This is a genomic window from Pseudolabrys sp. Root1462, from assembly GCF_001426945.1.
Classification (GTDB): Bacteria; Pseudomonadota; Alphaproteobacteria; order Rhizobiales; family Xanthobacteraceae; genus Pseudolabrys.
In genome coordinates this window covers 541151-555989 of the sequence record NZ_LMFS01000001.1, presented here as the reverse complement: position 1 = coordinate 555989, position 14839 = coordinate 541151, and the positions used below count along the sequence as shown (strand labels likewise).

The following is a 14839-nucleotide window of genomic DNA, read 5'->3' as shown; positions in this document are numbered from 1 at the left end:
AAATGCCGTCACAAACCGTCGCGGTTGTTGGTGTTGGGACTATCGGCGCCAGTTGGGCCGCCATTTTTCTTGCGCAGGGATACGACGTCCGCGCCACCGACCCCAGCCCTCAAGGCGAGGCCTTCGCCCGACGGTTCATCGCCAACGCCTGGCCGACGCTGGAAACACTCGGTTGGGTCGTGCCCGGCGCCAGCCAGCAGCGGATGTCGTTTCACAGCTCGCCGACCGAGGCGTGTCAGGGTGTCAGTTTCGTGCAGGAGAGCGGCCCTGAACGCGAGGACATCAAGATCGAGACCTTCAAGGAGATGGACGCGGCAACGCCCAAAGATGCCGTGATCGCCTCGAGTTCATCCGGGCTGCTGATCTCCCGCGTCACCGTGAAATGCGCGCACCCGGAACGTTGCGTCATCGGCCATCCGTTCAACCCGCCGCACCTCATCCCACTGGTCGAAGTGGTGGCGGGCGAAAAGACATCCGAAGACGCGATCGCCAAGGCCATGGCTTTCTACCAGGCGATCGGCAAACACCCGATCCACATCAAGAAGGAAGTGAAGGGCCACGTTGCCAATCGTCTGCAGGCCGCGTTGTGGCGCGAGGCCGTGAGCCTGGTCGCCGACGGCGTCGTCTCGGTCGCCGATGCCGACGCCGCCATCGCCTACGGTCCGGGGCTGCGCTGGGCACTGATGGGCCCTCACCTCACCTTCCACCTCGCCGGCGGCGAAGGCGGCATGACGCACTTCATGTCGCATCTGGCGCCCGCGGTGCAGAGCTGGATCGACGACTTCAAGGACACGCGCGTCACCGACGCCAAGCAGTTGCTCATCGATGGCGTTGCCGAGGAAGCAGCGGGACGCAGCATCGCCGACCTGCAACAGTGGCGCGACCGCAAGCTCATCGAAATTCTGAAAGTGTCGAGCGCGCCCTAACGCGCTACCTTGGCGTTCTCTTCGCTGATGGCGCGCAGCAGCGTCAGCAGCACGGCGTTGACCGGCGTGGCGATGCCGTGGCGTTTGCCCGCCGCGACGATCGCGCCGGTCAGGGCCTCGACTTCGAACGGTTTGCCAGCAAGCCGATCGAAATACATGGACGTGCCGAGCTCGGGCGAAAACGTCATGAGCGAGTTCATGATGCGCTCAGGTTCATCGTCGGTCAGCGCCGCACCTTCGGCACGGCCGACCTTGGCCGCCTCGGCGAGCACCTCGAGGCACAAGGCGTAAATGTCGGGACGGCGAAGCACCGCCTGCCGTTGCAAGGTCAAGGCCGTCATCGGATTGGCCGCGGCGTTGATCAGCAGCTTGCGCCATTTCAACGTGACGAAGTCCGCGCTGGTCAGAACATGGAGCGGCGTCGGCTGCATCAGGTCGGCGAACGCCTTACCCCCCGCATCTTCGGTCGTCACCAGTTCGTTGGCACTGACCGGCTTATAACGCACGCGGTCCTGGGCCAGACGCTCGCCATTGTAGTAGACCAGGACCGGCACGATGGTGGCCCCATTTACGAACGGCGCGATGCGCTCCTGATGGTCGATTCCGTTTTGCAGCGCTGCGACGGTCGTCGACGCGGTGCATAGACGCCGCAGCCAAGCGCCCGCTGAATCCGTTTCATGGGTCTTGGTGCACAGCAGAACCCAATCGACCGGTTTGACCGCTGCCGGATCCGTGAAGCTCCGCAGCGGCACGTCGAAGACGCCATCCGGCCCTTCGACGAACAGGCGGTCGAGCGATCGCCGAACGCAGGCCGTGACATCATAGCGGCCGGTTCGAGCCAGCAGTCCGGCCGCTGCCCCGCCGATACCGCCCAGGCCGACGATTGCGATGCTCGGGCGGTGGGTCGGCGAAGACGGTTGGGTCATGAAAGCAGCCTCGCGCCATTACTTGACTTTGTCAACTAATGATCGCCGACAGCAAAGCGGGCGGGCAGCCTATGGGCCACCCGCCCGGCATTGTGGTTGCGAAGCTTAGCGGCGGAGCGACAGTGCCAGACCGCTGAGGTCGGCGCTGACGATCAGACCAGCTTGACGACCGCTCAGCGTCAGCACGGCGCCGTTCTGGTTGGTCAGCACAACGCCCTGCGCGCCGCGCCCGACGGCCGCCCCGGCACCGGCCTGGCCATAGACGCCCTCGATGTCCTGCGGACGGCGGATATTGGTGACGGTGCCGTAGAAGTTGGTCTCCGACGCGCCGAACGTGAGGCCGTAGCTGATACCGCCGATACCCAGCCCGTACTTGCGGCCGTGGAAGGTAAGCGTACCGCTGCCGCCCGAGCCGCCGATGATGAAGCCGGCTTTTACGATCCGGATATGAACGCGGCCGCTGTCGGCATAGGCCGCGGTCGCGAAGCTGAAGCCGAGTAGTGCAACAAGCGCCACCAAAGCGGCGCGGAAGCTGGCACGGAATGTCATGGAAATCTCCTTGGATGCCCTCAGCCGCCCTATGGGGATGGCGGTGAATCGGCGCACCATGACAATACGCCGTCCGGTCGAAAGTTCCATGACCGACTCATCGACCGGGTCAGCCACCCACGGCAATCGCTACCGGCCGTTCAACGCTTGAACAGCCCCATGATGGTCGCCTTGGCCAGGGTCTTGAAATTGAGGTTGAAGCCGATTTGGGCCGCCGGCGTCTCTTCCTTGACGGGCAGCATGTCGTTGACGGCGAAGACCGTGAAAAGATAGCGGTGCGGATGGTCGCCCTGCGGCGGGCACGGACCGCCATACCCGGCAAAGCCGTAATCGGTCCGCGTCTGCAGCGCGCCTTTCGGCAATCCGCCGGCGCCACTGCCGGCGCCCAGTGCAAGCTCGGTGACGTCCGGCGGGATATTGACAACAAGCCAGTGCCAGAAGCCGGAGCCGGTCGGCGCATCGGGATCGTAACAGGTCACCGCATAGCTCTTGGTGCCGGCCGGGCCGGCGGACCACTTCAGATGCGGCGACTTGTTTTCGCCGGTGCAGCCGAAGCCATGCTCGGACGCGCCCACGTGCGTCATCGCCAGGTAGTCGCCGTCCTTGAAGCTGTTGCTCGACACCGTGAATGCCATCGTCGTTCTCCTCGCGCCGCAATAACCTTGTTCGCTATCAGTTTAGCGGGGACATGGCGGATGTGCCAATAAGGGTCGCTATGACAAACGAGTTACCGTTTAACCTGTTCGATGGCGCAGTTTATCTCTGCCTCGCTGTCGCCGTGATTGCGGGCTTGCGCAGCGGTCTGATGCGCGGCCTGGCGACGATTGTGGGCTACCTGATTGCCGCGCCAGTCGCGGTTGCCGTGACGCCTTATCTGGCGCCGCTGGCGAATGCGCGCCTGCAGCTGACGCCGTCGCAACTGCCGCTGCTGTTTTTCGCGGTATTCTTCATCATCGGTTTTCTTCTCGCCGCCTTGATGCGGGGCGCCGTCGGCGAAATCACCGGTCATCGCATCGGCGTGGTCGATCGCGCCGCGGGCGGCTTTCTCGGCGCGTTCCGCGTCGTGCTGCTCGCCGTCCTGATGGTCATGGTCTTCGATCGCATTATCCCCGCAGGCCGCGAGCCGGAATTCCTAGCCAGTTCGAAGCTGCGACCGATCCTGTCGGAAGCCGGCCGCCAGGGCCTGCGGCAATTACCGCCCGACGTTACCGAATTCATCGACCGGGCGAAGCGCGAACACGGACTTTGATCCGGTCGGGACGCGACCCGCCACGCTGTACAATTTGCCGCCACCGACCTAAGTTGGCGCGATCAAGAGCAAAGCGAGGCGGTAATGACCAACGTCGTGTATGAAATCGTCGAACATGACGGCGGCTGGGCCTACAAGGTCGACGGCGTCTTTTCGGAACCCTTTCCGACGCATGCCGCCGCTCTCGAGGCCGCCAAACGTGCCGCCGCCGAACAGATCGTTCCCGGACACACGGAAGAGATCGAATACGAGGACGAGAAGGGCAAGTGGCACAGCGAAACCGCGAGCGGTAGCGACCGGCCCTCAACGACGATCAAAGACAAAAAGTAAGCTGTCCGTCCGGTTGGTCTGCCGCTTGCATGGCGCGCGGCTCGGACGGCCCGCAAGAATGTCGGGTTCGCCAGTCGCGGATCGACGATGAAAAATGCTGATAGTCCGACGGCGCTTGCTGCCTTGTTGTCATTCAATGGCGGCTATGTGGATACGGCCGGCTTTCTCGGCCTGCACGGCTTGTTCACCGCCCATGTCACCGGCAATTTCGTAACGCTCGCCGCGGCGCTGGTCGAAGGCAGCTACGGCATCCTCGGTAAACTCATCGCGCTCCCGGAATTCATCCTCGTCGTGGCGCTCGCCCGATTGGCCGGCACGGCCTTGCGCCGCGTCGGCGCGCCGGTGCTGCCGATCCTCCTGAGCACAAAAGTTGTCTTGCTGGCCGCGTTCTTTGCTCTCGCGGTGATCTTCGGTCCGTTTGCCAATCCCGACAGCCCCGCCGCGTTGCTCACCGGTTTTGCCGGCATCGCGGCCATGGCGTTGCAAAATGCACTGCATCGCGTGCATCTCGCCGATCTGCCGCCCACGACGCTCATGACCGGTTCGACGACGCAGGCGACCCTGGATGCCGTCGATCTTGCCATCGGCGCGACAGGCAATGCAGCTACCGTCAATGCACGGCTTGGCCGACTGAGCGGCAGCATTCTGTGTTTCGCGGGCGGCTGCGCGGCGTCGGCGCTGCTCTACTGGCTGGCCGGATTCTGGTGTCTTGCGGTCCCGACCATTGTCGGCGCGGCGGCCGCGCTGCTGACCCTCAAGGCGGCAAGGACTCAATGACGCATTACTGCCACAGGCCGTAAGCCGCCCATTTTTCCTGAGGAATTTCGGCGCCGGTCTTGTAGGTGAACGACAGCACGCTGAGATGGTCGTCGTTGGTCTTGCAAGTGTAGCTCATCGCGTACCACTTGCCGCGGCTGCGGAAGGCGCCGCCTTTAGCCTCGACTGTATTGCCGGAAATCTTGACGTCGACCTGCGCATTGGCGACGGCGCGATCGGGCCGGTACTGCCGCTCATCCTTTCGGATACGCGTCATCGCGGTGTAATCGCAGAGCTGCGCCATGCGATCGGTGGGCATCAGCATCTTGAGCGTGCGCTCGAAGCGGGTTTCAGCCGATGCAGTTCCAACTACCGCGAGCGACAGGAGGATAACGGCCGTCAGTTCCCGATTTCGCATCGCCGATCCTGTCTCCAGCACGTCGCACCTCTTGCGGATTTAAAGGCCGTAGCTGCGCATGGCAACCCCTCGCGGGATCGCATTGGCGTGACGCACAGCACTGCCGTCCAAACCACATTTAAGAGCGTCGCTGCATCATGCGGGCCGAACCCGCATCATGCGCAGATCCGTCAGACGTATTTCGGATCGCGCTCCAGCAATTCAATCGAAACGCCCTGCGGTCCGCGGATGAAGCAGATCTTGATACCCGGCCGCGGCACGTTGGGCTCCATCGTAAACTCGACGCCCTTGGCCTTGAGATCGGCCGCCACCGTGTCGAGATCGCTGACCTTGAGACCGAAATGGTCGAGACCCTGATAGGGCGTAACCGGCGGCGCATTGACGCCGTCGCCGACCTTCACGGGGGCAAGAAAGATATTGGCGCCGCCGAGCTTGATATCGATGCGAACCGCGCCCTGTTGCGTGGAGCGAAGGATCTCCGCGCCGAGCATGCGCTCGAACCATTGGGCCGTCGCCTCCGGGTCCGGCGTGCGCAGATGGATATGGTCCCAGACAAAATTCGGCACGGCGTTCTCCTTCGCTGACTTGGGGCGGCAATCTAGACCGGCACCGGCGCGCCTGTCACCGGGACAGCCCGGCAGAACCCGCTGTGGCGACGCGCGGCGTCGAGGCTGGCGGAGCCATGAGGCAGTTGCCGTCCTCCGATTTTTTCAGCAACATGGGCATCTTCAAGCGAATCGCCGTCTCGTTCACGCTTTCGCCCGCGGAAGAACCATCGAGATTTGGATAATGCGCCACGCAGTCCCCGCCGGTCAGTCACAAATGAAGATCCGCACGCTGATGCTGGTCACGATCGCCGCCGGCCTGCTCGCGGGCTGCCAGACCGACGGCGGTCCGGCCGACCCGTTCAGCGAACTGGCCTCCTATCACGCGCGCAATCAGGCTTCATCGACGACCGGTGACAAGGCCGATGACAAGCCCAGGTCGCGGGCTCAGATCGCCATGGACTGCTGGGCTTTGGCGGAGAAGTCGCATGCGAGCGCAAGCCTCGATGCGAAGGGCGATTTCGTCAACAAATGCATCGACGCGAAAATGCACCCGGGCGATGCCAGGACCGCACCTGCGGCCGCGCCAGCCGCGAAGCCAAAACCCGCGGCCAAACCGAAGCCGGGCACGGACAATAAGCCGGCATCCTGAACGCGCCCCCGCGGGCATCTACCCTCTTGCCGAACGGCCCGCGCCGCATCACCATCATATGCGTTTCAACTGCGCCGGACATGAGCCGCGGATCGGCGGTCGCGAACGGTGCATCAAGCAGGGAGACTGTCATGGCTAAAGGTCAAATGCGCGTGCCCAAGGAAAAGAAGAAGCCGAAGGCTGACAAGGGCAAGCCCAAGCAAGTGTCCGCCTACAAGGCGTCACTCGGCACCCCGAAGAAATAACGCGCCGGTTCGCGGGGGAAGTCTACCGGCCAGGCCGAGTCTTCGCGGCCGGCCTGCCGTCCGGGATATTCGCTGCTTCCTGCGCCATCTCGAGACAGGTCAGCAATTCAACGTAGCTCGGCAAACCGCCGAGCGTGGCAAGACGCGCGCAACGCTGGCGTTCTGAAATCTTGAAGTGGGTCCACTCATCGCTGAGCGTGGCCTTGGCCTTCATTTCATCCTGGACGCAATTGTCCGAACTGCGATCGCCGGCGCGAAGATTGTCGCCTGCCTGATTGAGGTCACTGGCAGCGCGGGTGGCGGATTGGCAACTCGGTTTGACGTCGAAGTCCGGCACGTCATTGGCGGCACGCGCCGAGGACGGGCTTGCGGCCAGCGTAACGAACGCTGCAAATGCGACCATGACGATCGAGACTCGCATGACAGTTCCTTTCTAGCGCCTCCGACAAGCGAACGTCGCGACGGGGTTCCGGTTCCCCGGGAGCGATGCGCCGCCATCATGATCGCCCGCCGCCGTCGCACCATACGTTTGCCAAAGTTCCGCGCTAGGGGATGATCGTCGGGGGATGCCGCAATGCGCGGCGTGTTAGGGACTTTGCCACGATGCGTCTTTCAGCGAGCCCGGTCGGCCCGATGATTGTCGTTGTGCTGTTAGGCGCCGCCTTGGCGATGCCCGCTCGCGCCGAGCCCAGCCACGCCGCTCCGCTAGCCGAAAACACCGGGCCCTTGGCGGACGAGCACTACGAGCCTGTGGCACCGTCAGCCTGGTCATTCCTGAACGACCAAACCGCGTCGCCCGACGGCGATGCGCCCCCCTCCTCGACGCCGGCCGCTCCGGCCGAACCAGTGGCCGGCCTCGACGGCGATGCGCCCGAGAAGCCGCTGACCGAGGAAGAGCGGCAAAAGCTCAACCAGGCTCTCGCGGCTGACTCACTCGATCTCGGCGCCAAGACGTCGGTGCAACTGCGTTCGCGCCATCGCGCCGACAGCAAGGCCGCCGGACTTAACGTGTCGCGCAATGGCTCAAGCACTGTCGTGTTCGACCACCCCATCGTTCCCGCGGCTGGTGCGTGGGATGCCAAAGTCGGCGCCGACCTCGGCATGTCGGCCGATCAGGTCGCCAACGCCAATGCCGACAATCCGCTGCGCGTGCAGCGGGACGGTCGCAATACCGATGCCGCTTGGGCCACTATCGGTCTGCCGGCCGTCGCAACGGTCGACGCCCGCGTCAATGCCGGAAACGATCAAGGTCTGGTCGCCACGACTTTCAAACATTCGATGCCGATCGGCAGCGCACTGTCGTTGACGTTGCAGAGCCGGACCTCCGTGACCGAAAACTTCGGCCGGGGAACGACATCATTCGATGTGCCGATGATGGCCTTGCCGGTGAACGATGCCGCGGCAACCGGAGCGCGGGTCTGGGGTCAGGAGAACACCGCCAGATTCAATATTGCATCGACTGGGACCAGCCTCGCCGCGGGCATCTCGGCCAATAGCGCAGACACTGTCACGCACAACACGCTGAGCGCCGAACAGAAGGTATACGGGCCGCTGCAACTCACCACGGCGATCACCGATGTCGGTCAGACCGGCGAAAGCAAGTCGGTGAATGCGCGCTTAAAGTTCCATTGGTAATTTGCCGATCTGCGTTGTGGAGCGGCCGTAATGCTGCCCCGCGGCTGCCCCACCGTTGCCCTGTTCCCATGCGGCAATCGCAATACTGAGAACCATTAGCGCAGCGTTGCGCGTGTACAGGAGTCGATCATGACCGTCATCAGACCCGACCGTGCCGGTGCGGAAAAGCCGCCAGCGGAGCGAGCCGGCCCGGAGCGCTTTGCGCCGCGCGCGCCGGAGCGTCTGGGTGAAATCGACCAGGCTGCAGCAAACGCCTTTGAAGGCGAGATCCGCGAGTTCGTCCGTCGTGACGTCGCGCGCCGGCCGAAGGGCGACACTGAATTGCTGAACGATGCCGCCGTGGCCGATAATCTCAGCGCCTTGATCCGCCGCGTGTCGGGCCAGTCGATGGAGGAGATCGACCGCGTCATTCTCGAGCTGCAGAGCGTGCGTGACATGTTGCGGCAGGAAGGCGATCGGGTGACGCGCGAAGTCGCCGGCTATGCCAGCTTGAGCCACGCCGCGATGACCGCCATGTCGGTCATCGGCGACAGCCTCAAGCAGTGGAAAGGCGAACCGTCGCGACCGCCAAGCACGCCCCGCACGGCGGGGTAAAGTCGCCGGATACAGACCGTTTCCCTGAGCCTGTTGAGCGCCACCCCGCCCCCTGCGGTGGTGGCGTTCGGCATTTTACCGCGTCTGAGTTGTGGATTCTTTGGCCAAACCGACAGAGGAGCCACCGCTCTGACCGCTGCTGAGATATTGTGCAGAGGTTCAGAACTGGCCGATTCGTCACCAGCGCCTGTAGTGTTGTGGAATTCGCTGGCGGCAGTCCTGCCGCGCGAATGCGGAGGACGGGGTCCGTTTTTGGACACTCCTCCCAACAACTGACCCCGCCACTCGCGGGGTCTCTTTTTGAAGCCGGATTAGAAGGCGAAGGTCGCAGCCGTTGGCCGAGCGACCGTCCGGGCCTCAGTTGGCGTGGCCGCCGACGTCAGAGGCCGTGCCCGCCGTCACCTGCTCGTCAATGGTCAGACGGCCGGAAAGATGGTCCGCCACCACGACGGCCCCGGTCATCATCACCAGCAGGGTCGTTGCCATGAACAGCAGGCCGATTTTCGATAGTGCATTCCGATCGGCCACAGCCGTCACTCCTGGAGGTTTATTCCGCTAGTAATCGCGGGCGCGAGTTATCGCGGGGTAAACGCGGCCAAAGAATGGCGGTTCCATGGTTCGGGGTCTGGCCCCAGCGAAATGCCCGGGGGTGTTGCAGCCAGGTGACCGTCAGTTGGCGGCGACGGCTTTACCGGCGGCCTTAACGGCCTTGCGCGGCAGGGGATAGTCGCTGCTCTCGTAGAGCAGCCGGATGCCGTTGCCGTCGAAACGCTTTTCTTCCACTTCGAGATAGGCGCCGAGCAGCAGCTCGGGCGGCAATTCCTCGATGGCAAAACGAATGGCTTCGGCGGCGGTCGGGAAACGCTTGTAACCGATCGGTCGGCGGGACTTGCGGCTGCGGCTGGGAAATAATTCTGACGGCGCCCGATAATTGATCGACATGCGGCAACTCCCTGCCCGCTACTATGGCCCCGGGAGCCGCGAAAATCCAGCGCTCGCGCGCCGCGTCGTAACGACAGCGGCCCGGCGCAAAGCGCCGAGCCACCGAGTATCGCCAACAAGACGTTGGACCGGTCAGGCTAGTTCTCGAGTTCGGCAACCACTTCGCTGGTCGCCGGGTCGACGAGCAGGACGCGATTGTTCACGACCATATATTTGTAGCTGCGGATCGCCGGGACTTCGACCGCGACGTCCTGCGGCACGGCATACAGATGCGTGGCTTCAGGGACGCGCGTGCCGACGCGGTATGCAACGGTCGGCTGAGCCGGCGCCGCCTGTTCGCGGATAATCGTGCGATAGACAGTCTGCCGCTGCACCGGGGTCATCTCAAACCGTTGCGGCGCGGGCGCAGCAACGACGGCAGTGCCGCTGGTTTGCGGCTGGGTGGTAATGATCGTGGTCTGCGCCGAGGCCGCGAAGCCGCCGGCCAGCAGTAGCACAGTGGCTGCAGCCGCCGTGCGGCCGCGCAGCATCATCGTACGCGTCATGGTCACTCTCCTGGGTCAGGTTCAAAAAACGCTGTGACCAAGAACGCTTTCATCTCGGAAAGCGTTCCCTGCGGCCGACATCGGGAACACTGTCCTGTCTTCACGTTTCATCTCCGATTTCGGCAAGCGGCTACGAATTATTTATTCGCAAATCCACGAGTCATTTGAATCACTTGAATCGGTCCGAGGCCGGCGCGCTCAGATCATCGCCCAATTTCAGATGCGAAGCAGGCGGCGCTGCGATACGAATTTGTACGCCTCTTGATTCGCGGGACCTGATCACGATGATCGTCGAATCCCTGGTGGGTTTGTCGCTTGTGTTGAATGTCTCGCTCGAAAACCGAACCGCCTTCACCGCGGCTCCGCTTGCCATTCCCGAATTATCGATCCGGCAGAAAGAAACAAACCTGCTGCCGGTGATCCAGCGCGCCACCGATTGCATCGTGCACCAGGTCTTCGCCGATCCGCGGTACGGCAGCGCGCAACCGGCAGAGGTCAATGATCTGATTATCGATTCGATACCGGCCTGCGCCGCCCCGGTGCGGGCGATGATCGAGGCCCATGACAAACTGTATGGCCGCGGCTCCGGCGAAGCCTTCCTGCTCGGGCCTTATCTCGACGTCCTGCCGTCGGCGATCATCAAACAGGCCGGGGTCAAGATTCCGTAGCCGGCAGCGGTCGCCGCTCGACGAACGTGGTGCTCTCGAAGGAAATCACCGGGGCGCCGTCCTGGTTGATGCCGGTCGTCAGTGTCGTCATCAGACCGAAACGCGGCCGGCTGCCCGACACCCGCAATTCGGTGATCTCGGTCTTGTAGTCGATCGTATCGCCGGCATAGACCGGCCGCAGCCATTTGAGATTGCGCAGCCCCAGCGCCGGGCCGATGGCGGCGATCGGTTCGCCGCGCGCCCGCATGGCTTCTTCCTCGGCGCGGCGGTAGTCCACCATCAGCCGCATCCAGGCCGCCGCGGTATGCCAGCCGGATGCGCACAGCGCGCCGAAATGCGACCGCGCCGCCTCGTCCTCATCCATGTGGAAGCGCTGCGGATCGAAGCGCCGGGCAAATGATTTGATGCTGTCGGGTGCGAAAGTCTGCCGCCCGGTCATGACGACATCGCCGACGTGCAATTCTTCAAAGAAACTCACGCCGCGCCCCCTGGCTGCCGGCGACCCATCATCAAGGTGCTGACCATTGTCGTTACGGGCGCATCCGTGTCGTCGATCATCTCGAACGTCATCTTGATAAAGCCGGTATCCGGACGGCTCCTGGAGGCGCGCGCCTCCAGCACGGTGGCGCGGATGCGGACGTTGACGCCCGGGCGCAGCGGCTTGACCCAGCGCACTTCATCCATGCCGGGGCTGCCCATCGATGCCGAGTTGAGAATGAAGCCGTCGGCAATCATGCGCATCAGCAGCGCGCAGGAATGCCAGCCCGAGCCGCCGAGCCCGCCCATCAGCGAGGCCGCGCCGGCGGCCTCATCGAGATGCATGGGCTGCGGATCGAATTCGGCGGCGAAGGCGATGATCTCCTCGCGCGTCACATGACGCGGGCCGTAGATCGCCACATCGCCGGGCTTGAAGTCTTCCCAGTGGAGCTTCTCGGTCATGGGCCCTTTATATGACGCCGAAGGCGCCGATCAAGCCGCCTAGTTGGCAAACCTGAAGTGCATCACGTCGCCGTCGGCGACCACATATTCCTTGCCTTCGAGCCGCATCTTGCCCGCATCGCGCGCGCCGGCCTCGCCGTTGCCGGCAATATAGTCGTCATAGGCGATCGTCTCGGCGCGGATGAAGCCCTTCTCGAAGTCGGTATGAATGACGCCCGCCGCCGCCGGCGCCTTGGTACCCTGCGTGATGGTCCAGGCGCGCGTTTCCTTCGGACCGACGGTGAAGTAGGTCACGAGGTGCAAGAGCTTGTAGCCGGCCTGCACCAGACGATCGAGCCCGGTCTCCTTGAGACCGACGGCTTCCAGATAGTCGGCGCGCTCGCTCTCCGGCAGTGTCGCGATTTCAGATTCGATCTTGGCCGAGATCACCACCGCGACGGCGCCCTCTTCCTTGGCGCGCGCTTCGACGCGCTTGGAAAACTCGTTGCCGGTGGCGGCGTGGCCTTCATCGACGTTGCAGGCGTACAGCACCGGCGCCGAGGTCAGGAGGCCGAGCGAGTGGAACAGCTTTTCCTCTTCCGGCTTGCGCTCGACGATGCGCGCCGGCTTGCCCTCGCGCAGCGGCACCAGACAGCGCTTGACCAGATCGAGCGCCTCCTTGGCTTCCTTGTCGTTGCCCTTGGCCTTCTTCTCCAAGGCATCGACGCGCTTCTCGAGACTTTCGAGATCGGCCAGCATCAGTTCGGTCTCGATGATGTCGATGTCGGCGATCGGATCGATCTTGCCTTCGACATGGGTAATGTCGTCATCTTCGAAGCAGCGCACGACGTGAACGATGGCGTCGACCTCGCGGATATTGGCGAGGAATTGATTGCCGAGGCCTTCGCCCTTCGACGCGCCGCGGACCAGGCCGGCGATATCGACGAAGGTGATACGGGTCGGCAGGATCTGCGCGGATTTCGCGATGGCCGCGAGCTTATCGAGCCGCGGATCCGGCACGGCGATCTCGCCGACATTCGGCTCGATGGTGCAGAACGGATAGTTGGCGGCCTGCGCCGCCGCCGTCTGCGTCAGCGCATTGAACAGGGTCGACTTGCCGACATTGGGCAGACCGACGATACCGCATTTGAAACCCATGAGCGTAATCCGTGCCGTTATTGGTGGCGGCGTCAGGCGTCCGGCTTTTCCTTGTCGTCGCCGAAACCTTTCGCAGCCATCGCGAGATGAATCTTGTTCTGAAAGCTCGAATCCTTGCCGTCGATCAGCAGCGACACATTGTCGGCGACGAGGTCGCACAGCGTTTCGACGCCAAGCCATTCGTCCTTGGCGAAATCCTGCAACACATAGTGCTCGACCAGCTTCTTGTCGCCGGGATGGCCGATTCCCAGGCGCACGCGCCGATATTCGTTGCCGATATGCGCCGAGATCGAGCGCAAGCCGTTATGGCCGGCATTGCCGCCGCCCGCTTTCACGCGGACCTTGAACGGCGTGAGTTCAAGTTCGTCATGGAAGACGATGACGTCGCCGACCGAGAGTTTGTAAAAACCGACCGCTTCCGACACGGCGCGACCGGACTCGTTCATATAAGTGCCCGGGAGCAGCAGCAGCACTTTCTTGCCGCCGATCGTGCCTTCGACCGCGACGCCCTGGAAACGCCGGCGCCACGGCGCAATGTTGTGCCGACGCGCGATGGCCTCGAGCGCCATGAAACCAATGTTGTGGCGATTGCCGGCGTATTTGGTGCCGGGATTGCCGAGGCCGACAAGGAGCAGCATCGCTTTGCCGCCTCCAGGGAAGATCCTTGCGAGATCGGTTTAAGGAGCAGCCGCTTGGTAAAATCCCGCCCCGGCATGAGCCGGGACGGGATTTTCTCGCGACGACAGACAGTAAAGGACTGTCGTTTACTTCTTGGCGGGAGCAGCGCCAGCAGCAGGCGCAGCGCCGGCGGCGGGAGCGGCCCCGGGAGCGGCCGTGCCGCCCGTCGCGGGCGCAGCAGCGGCAGGAGCAGCGGCGGCGGCAGCGGCCGACGCAGCGGCAGCGGCCTGCTGCTTGAGTTCTTCGGCGTAGCCCGACGGCGGCACAACCGTGACCAGCGTGATGTCACCCTGGGCGAGCACGCGCACGCCTTCGGGCAGCTTCACATCGGACAGATGCTTGGAGTGGTTGATGTCGAGATCGCCGATATCGACATCGATCGACCGCGGGATACGGTCGGCCGGGCACTCGAGGTTGATGGTGTGGGTCACGATGTTGACCGCACCGCCGCGCTTCACACCCGGGGCGGTTTCGCCGTTGAGCACGTGGACCGCGACCTTGACGCGGATGGTGGCGCCTTCCGGCACGCGCAGAAAGTCGACGTGCATCGGAAGATCCTTGATGGCGTCGAGCTGGAAATCGCGCGGGATGACGCGGTGCTTCTTGCCGTCGACGTCGAGCTCATAGAGCGTCGTGGTGAAGCGGCCGGCATAGATGCGCTGCTTCAGTTCGTCGTGATCGAGGAGCACCAGAAGGGGGGACTGGTTGTCGCCATATACGACGCCCGGTACGCGACCGGAAAAACGTGCTGCCCGCGAGGCCCCCTTGCCTGCCTTCGGGCGCACCGTCGCCTTCAAATTCTGCACGGTGGCCATAGTCTAAGTCCTTTATCAGTCAATGGAAAAAGGCGGCACTTGCGGGCCGCCCGATGGACGCGGCAAGCCTCCAGGGGTGCCGGGGGCCGCGTTCGCGCTGGCTTATAGCCGCGGGGGGCCGAAAGGGCAACCGGGCCGGCAAAATGGCCGCCAGGGCCGCTTTTCTGGTTTCCCGGCGTCGGGAGGCAAGCGCCATCGCCCCTGTTGTTGAAGGCCCGGGACGGCCTGCCTTCCCCTTCCGCCCCCGGCGCACGCCGGAGGGATGGAGCGCCGCGAGGCGCTCTTATGGA

General features: G+C 63.7%; 22 protein-coding genes. 8 read left to right on the top strand and 14 right to left on the bottom strand.

What is annotated here, in order from left to right:
* Positions 1-2 precede the first annotated feature (2 nt).
* Positions 3-926, top strand: coding sequence for a 3-hydroxyacyl-CoA dehydrogenase NAD-binding domain-containing protein (locus ASD45_RS02635; RefSeq protein ID WP_056910062.1), 924 nt, complete (start codon positions 3-5; stop codon positions 924-926).
* Here the strand turns inward: ASD45_RS02635 and ASD45_RS02630 are convergent.
* The 3 genes from ASD45_RS02630 to ASD45_RS02620 all read right to left on the bottom strand — a co-directional run bounded on the left by ASD45_RS02630 (position 923) and on the right by ASD45_RS02620 (position 3036).
* Positions 923-1852 carry a 2-dehydropantoate 2-reductase gene (locus ASD45_RS02630; protein ID WP_056910061.1) on the bottom strand — a complete coding sequence of 310 codons (930 nt, stop codon included), beginning with the start codon at positions 1850-1852 and terminating at the stop codon, positions 923-925. The genes ASD45_RS02635 and ASD45_RS02630 overlap by 4 nt on opposite strands.
* Before the next feature lie 105 nt (positions 1853-1957).
* A complete protein-coding gene (locus ASD45_RS02625) occupies positions 1958-2401 on the bottom strand; it encodes a hypothetical protein (protein ID WP_056910060.1) in 444 nt (147 codons plus the stop codon).
* Positions 2402-2541: 140 nt separating this feature from the next.
* Entirely contained in the window at positions 2542-3036 is a 495-nt protein-coding gene (locus tag ASD45_RS02620; RefSeq protein ID WP_056910059.1) for a YbhB/YbcL family Raf kinase inhibitor-like protein, read from the bottom strand.
* A gap of 80 nt (positions 3037-3116) precedes the next feature.
* Between ASD45_RS02620 and ASD45_RS02615 the strand changes: the two genes are divergently transcribed.
* The 3 genes from ASD45_RS02615 (at position 3117) to ASD45_RS02605 (ending at position 4757) form a co-directional block, all read left to right on the top strand.
* The gene (locus ASD45_RS02615) at positions 3117-3650 is read left to right on the top strand and encodes a CvpA family protein (protein ID WP_056910058.1); all 534 of its coding nucleotides are present in this window, start codon (positions 3117-3119) and stop codon (positions 3648-3650) included.
* Between the two features lie 84 nt (positions 3651-3734).
* A complete protein-coding gene (locus ASD45_RS02610) occupies positions 3735-3980 on the top strand; it encodes a DUF2188 domain-containing protein (protein WP_056910057.1) in 246 nt (81 codons plus the stop codon).
* Positions 3981-4067: 87 nt separating this feature from the next.
* Positions 4068-4757, top strand: coding sequence for a YoaK family protein (locus tag ASD45_RS02605; protein ID WP_056910056.1), 690 nt, complete (start codon positions 4068-4070; stop codon positions 4755-4757).
* 4 nt (positions 4758-4761) lie between these two features.
* Here the strand turns inward: ASD45_RS02605 and ASD45_RS02600 are convergent, their stop codons facing one another.
* Positions 4762-5154: a DUF930 domain-containing protein gene (locus ASD45_RS02600; protein WP_056910055.1), complete on the bottom strand. Its 393-nt coding sequence runs from the start codon at positions 5152-5154 to the stop codon at positions 4762-4764.
* A gap of 170 nt (positions 5155-5324) precedes the next feature.
* Complete coding sequence (locus ASD45_RS02595) at positions 5325-5720, bottom strand: VOC family protein (RefSeq protein ID WP_056910054.1); 396 nt, start codon at positions 5718-5720, stop codon at positions 5325-5327.
* A 274-nt stretch (positions 5721-5994) separates the two neighbouring features.
* Here ASD45_RS02595 and ASD45_RS02590 point away from each other — a divergent pair, with 274 nt between their 5' ends.
* Positions 5995-6351, top strand: a complete 357-nt coding sequence (locus ASD45_RS02590; RefSeq protein ID WP_156380682.1) for a hypothetical protein — start codon at positions 5995-5997, stop codon at positions 6349-6351.
* A 267-nt stretch (positions 6352-6618) separates the two neighbouring features.
* On the opposite strand, the gene ASD45_RS02585 is transcribed toward ASD45_RS02590, so the two are convergent.
* Entirely contained in the window at positions 6619-7017 is a 399-nt protein-coding gene (locus ASD45_RS02585; protein ID WP_056910052.1) for a hypothetical protein, read from the bottom strand.
* 182 nt (positions 7018-7199) lie between these two features.
* On the opposite strand from ASD45_RS02585, the gene ASD45_RS02580 reads away from it, so the two are divergent.
* Together ASD45_RS02580 and ASD45_RS02575 are read left to right on the top strand one after the other, a co-directional pair.
* The gene (locus ASD45_RS02580; protein ID WP_056910051.1) at positions 7200-8231 is read left to right on the top strand and encodes a hypothetical protein; all 1032 of its coding nucleotides are present in this window, start codon (positions 7200-7202) and stop codon (positions 8229-8231) included.
* Between the two features lie 129 nt (positions 8232-8360).
* A complete protein-coding gene (locus tag ASD45_RS02575; RefSeq protein ID WP_056910050.1) occupies positions 8361-8825 on the top strand; it encodes a hypothetical protein in 465 nt (154 codons plus the stop codon).
* 357 nt (positions 8826-9182) lie between these two features.
* On the opposite strand, the gene ASD45_RS23285 is transcribed toward ASD45_RS02575, so the two are convergent.
* The 3 genes from ASD45_RS23285 to ASD45_RS02565 form a co-directional block, all read right to left on the bottom strand.
* Entirely contained in the window at positions 9183-9353 is a 171-nt protein-coding gene (locus ASD45_RS23285; protein ID WP_156380681.1) for a hypothetical protein, read from the bottom strand.
* Between the two features lie 141 nt (positions 9354-9494).
* A complete protein-coding gene (locus tag ASD45_RS02570; protein WP_056910049.1) occupies positions 9495-9767 on the bottom strand; it encodes a hypothetical protein in 273 nt (90 codons plus the stop codon).
* Between the two features lie 137 nt (positions 9768-9904).
* On the bottom strand, positions 9905-10312 hold the full coding sequence (locus tag ASD45_RS02565; RefSeq protein WP_056910048.1) for a DUF1236 domain-containing protein: 408 nt from the start codon (positions 10310-10312) through the stop codon (positions 9905-9907).
* Between the two features lie 173 nt (positions 10313-10485).
* On the opposite strand from ASD45_RS02565, the gene ASD45_RS02560 reads away from it, so the two are divergent.
* On the top strand, positions 10486-10980 hold the full coding sequence (locus ASD45_RS02560; RefSeq protein WP_210168887.1) for a hypothetical protein: 495 nt from the start codon (positions 10486-10488) through the stop codon (positions 10978-10980).
* Here the strand turns inward: ASD45_RS02560 and ASD45_RS02555 are convergent.
* From ASD45_RS02555 to ASD45_RS02535, 5 genes are all read right to left on the bottom strand, one after another.
* Positions 10967-11458, bottom strand: a complete 492-nt coding sequence (locus ASD45_RS02555; protein WP_056910046.1) for a MaoC family dehydratase — start codon at positions 11456-11458, stop codon at positions 10967-10969. The genes ASD45_RS02560 and ASD45_RS02555 overlap by 14 nt on opposite strands.
* Entirely contained in the window at positions 11455-11919 is a 465-nt protein-coding gene (locus tag ASD45_RS02550; RefSeq protein WP_056910045.1) for a MaoC/PaaZ C-terminal domain-containing protein, read from the bottom strand. The genes ASD45_RS02555 and ASD45_RS02550 overlap by 4 nt, the downstream gene beginning before the upstream one ends.
* 39 nt (positions 11920-11958) lie before the next feature.
* Positions 11959-13056 (bottom strand): redox-regulated ATPase YchF, encoded by a 1098-nt coding sequence (gene ychF, locus ASD45_RS02545; protein ID WP_056910044.1) that lies wholly within the window; start codon positions 13054-13056, stop codon positions 11959-11961.
* 32 nt (positions 13057-13088) lie between these two features.
* Positions 13089-13694, bottom strand: a complete 606-nt coding sequence (gene pth / locus ASD45_RS02540; protein ID WP_056910043.1) for an aminoacyl-tRNA hydrolase — start codon at positions 13692-13694, stop codon at positions 13089-13091.
* A 126-nt stretch (positions 13695-13820) separates the two neighbouring features.
* Positions 13821-14549: a 50S ribosomal protein L25/general stress protein Ctc gene (locus tag ASD45_RS02535; RefSeq protein WP_056910042.1), complete on the bottom strand. Its 729-nt coding sequence runs from the start codon at positions 14547-14549 to the stop codon at positions 13821-13823.
* Between the last annotated feature and the right edge of the window lie 290 nt (positions 14550-14839).

Bases quoted from the DNA above. Each gene is read 5' to 3' on its own strand.
- ASD45_RS02610 (WP_056910057.1), top strand. From the start codon at position 3,735: ATGACCAACGTCGTGTATGAAATCGTCGAACATGACGGCGGCTGGGCC.
- ASD45_RS02570 (WP_056910049.1), bottom strand. From the start codon at position 9,767: ATGTCGATCAATTATCGGGCGCCGTCAGAATTATTTCCCAGCCGCAGC.
- ASD45_RS02625 (WP_056910060.1), bottom strand. From the start codon at position 2,401: ATGACATTCCGTGCCAGCTTCCGCGCCGCTTTGGTGGCGCTTGTTGCA.
- ASD45_RS02565 (WP_056910048.1), bottom strand. From the start codon at position 10,312: ATGACGCGTACGATGATGCTGCGCGGCCGCACGGCGGCTGCAGCCACT.
- ASD45_RS02535 (WP_056910042.1), bottom strand. From the start codon at position 14,549: ATGGCCACCGTGCAGAATTTGAAGGCGACGGTGCGCCCGAAGGCAGGC.
- ASD45_RS02575 (WP_056910050.1), top strand. From the start codon at position 8,361: ATGACCGTCATCAGACCCGACCGTGCCGGTGCGGAAAAGCCGCCAGCG.
- ASD45_RS02585 (WP_056910052.1), bottom strand. From the start codon at position 7,017: ATGCGAGTCTCGATCGTCATGGTCGCATTTGCAGCGTTCGTTACGCTG.
- ASD45_RS02630 (WP_056910061.1), bottom strand. From the start codon at position 1,852: ATGACCCAACCGTCTTCGCCGACCCACCGCCCGAGCATCGCAATCGTC.
- ASD45_RS02605 (WP_056910056.1), top strand. From the start codon at position 4,068: ATGAAAAATGCTGATAGTCCGACGGCGCTTGCTGCCTTGTTGTCATTC.
- ychF (WP_056910044.1), bottom strand. From the start codon at position 13,056: ATGGGTTTCAAATGCGGTATCGTCGGTCTGCCCAATGTCGGCAAGTCG.
- ASD45_RS02550 (WP_056910045.1), bottom strand. From the start codon at position 11,919: ATGACCGAGAAGCTCCACTGGGAAGACTTCAAGCCCGGCGATGTGGCG.
- ASD45_RS02580 (WP_056910051.1), top strand. From the start codon at position 7,200: ATGCGTCTTTCAGCGAGCCCGGTCGGCCCGATGATTGTCGTTGTGCTG.
- ASD45_RS02615 (WP_056910058.1), top strand. From the start codon at position 3,117: ATGACAAACGAGTTACCGTTTAACCTGTTCGATGGCGCAGTTTATCTC.
- ASD45_RS02620 (WP_056910059.1), bottom strand. From the start codon at position 3,036: ATGGCATTCACGGTGTCGAGCAACAGCTTCAAGGACGGCGACTACCTG.
- ASD45_RS02600 (WP_056910055.1), bottom strand. From the start codon at position 5,154: ATGCGAAATCGGGAACTGACGGCCGTTATCCTCCTGTCGCTCGCGGTA.
- pth (WP_056910043.1), bottom strand. From the start codon at position 13,694: ATGCTGCTCCTTGTCGGCCTCGGCAATCCCGGCACCAAATACGCCGGC.
- ASD45_RS02635 (WP_056910062.1), top strand. From the start codon at position 3: ATGCCGTCACAAACCGTCGCGGTTGTTGGTGTTGGGACTATCGGCGCC.
- ASD45_RS02590 (WP_156380682.1), top strand. From the start codon at position 5,995: ATGCTGGTCACGATCGCCGCCGGCCTGCTCGCGGGCTGCCAGACCGAC.